Source organism: Rathayibacter sp. AY1G1, from assembly GCF_002932095.1.
GTDB lineage: Bacteria > Actinomycetota > Actinomycetes > Actinomycetales > Microbacteriaceae > Rathayibacter.
In genome coordinates this window covers 1-1602 of sequence record NZ_PSUZ01000059.1, presented here as the reverse complement: position 1 = coordinate 1602, position 1602 = coordinate 1, and the positions used below count along the sequence as shown (strand labels likewise).

Genomic DNA, 1602 nt, shown 5'->3' with positions numbered 1-1602 from the left:
CCGCCAGATCTCCTCCGCGTGGTGGTGGAACCGGTCGTGCCGCCAGCCGCCGGCCTGCGCCTTGTGGAGGGTGTCGGGGTGGCGTCGGCGTCCGGCGCAGTGGTGCCGGAGTCGGCGCCCGGTGTGGAGTCCTGGACGCGGATCGACCCGCCCTCCTGGGCGATGCGGACCACGAACGGCTCGGCCTCGGGATCGCCGAAGGTCTGCGTCCACAGCTGACGGCCGTCGGCGGTGCGGACCTCGCGGGGCGCGTCGATCGCGCCTCCGTCGGCGTCCAGAACGAGGAGCTCGGTGTCCTCCGTGGTCGCCTCGAGGCGGACCGCCGTTCCCGCCATCGTGGCGACGGACACGTGCCCGTAGCCGATCCAGAGGTCCAGCGGCTCGCCGGAGGTCTCGTAGCCGGGTGCGACCGTGACGCGCAGGTCGCTCGCCGCGAGCGTCGCGTAGCGGCCGGGAGCGGCGCTCGAGAAGCCGTAGGTGCCCAGCACGGGGAGCAGCTCGCGGTCGGTCGGCAGCACGGCGGCGCAGGCGGCCGTGACCAGCGCGACCGTCGCGAGGGCGACCAGCGCGATCGCGCGCCTCCGGAACAGGCCGGCGAGCACGATCACCACGGCGAGCACGAGCGCGGCCGAGGCGGCTCCGACGACGAGGGCCGTCGGCCCGGAGGCGGTGAGCGAGACCAGTGCGCCGGTCAGTGCGGCGGCGCCCAGGGCGAGCAGCGTGAGGCTCGCCCGCAGCCGGGGGTTCGCGGCGCGTCGGAGGCGCTGGCGCTCCAGGCGCGCGGCGGTGACGGCGGCGGCGGCGACTCGCGCCTCCTCCGCCCGGGCGCGGGCCGTCTCGCGGGCCGACGCGCTCTGCTGGGCGCGGAACGCCTCCCGCTCGGCCCGCCAGGCCTCCTGGCGCTCGCGCCACTCGGCGACGGCCTCGGGGGACGAGGGGCGCTCGTCCTGCAGGCCGGGGTCGGGTGCGGGGTAGGCCGGAGCGGAGGGCGCGGGGTAGGGGAGCGTCGCGGAGGGGTGTGCGGACGGGGATGCCGGGGCCGGGTGGGCGGCCGCGTCGTCCGACCGCCGGCTCCGCCGCACGATCCAGACCACGAAGGCCACGATCAGCCCGAGCACCACGAGCGACCACAGCGTCCGCCCGGTCGCGGGTGCCCAGGGCATCGCCCCGGTGTACGCGCCGCCGAGCGACCAGAAGCCCTGCGCCACCGGCAGCATCGAGGCGAGCACGAGGACGCCGATCCCGGCGTGCACCCGGTCGAGCGAGCCGCGGAGCAGCCGCTCCACCGGCAGGGCGCCGTCCTGGTCGGGCAGCAGCAGCCAGGCCGCGGCGTAGAGGAGGAGCGCGGGCCCGCCCAGCACCGCGACGACGAGCACGATCCCGCGCACGATCAGCGGGTCGATGCCGAGCCGGTCGGCGATCCCCGCGCAGACGCCGCCGATCCAGCCGGGACGGCGGGGCAGGTCGAGGCCGCGCAGCCAGAGCACGAAGCGGTTCTCGGGCGCGGGGGGCGGACGGCGGGGCCGGGGACTGTGCTCACCCCTGCATCCAAACAGGTCGGCCGCACGATCGGGGGTGCTCTCGGGGTCGGATCAGGGGTTC

General features: G+C 77.0%; 1 protein-coding gene. It reads right to left on the bottom strand.

What is annotated here, in order from left to right; translation table 11 throughout:
- A partial coding sequence (locus C5C36_RS17190) for a PspC domain-containing protein (protein WP_104310114.1) occupies positions 1-1487 on the bottom strand: 1487 nt, incomplete at its 3' end.
- Positions 1488-1602 lie beyond the last annotated feature (115 nt).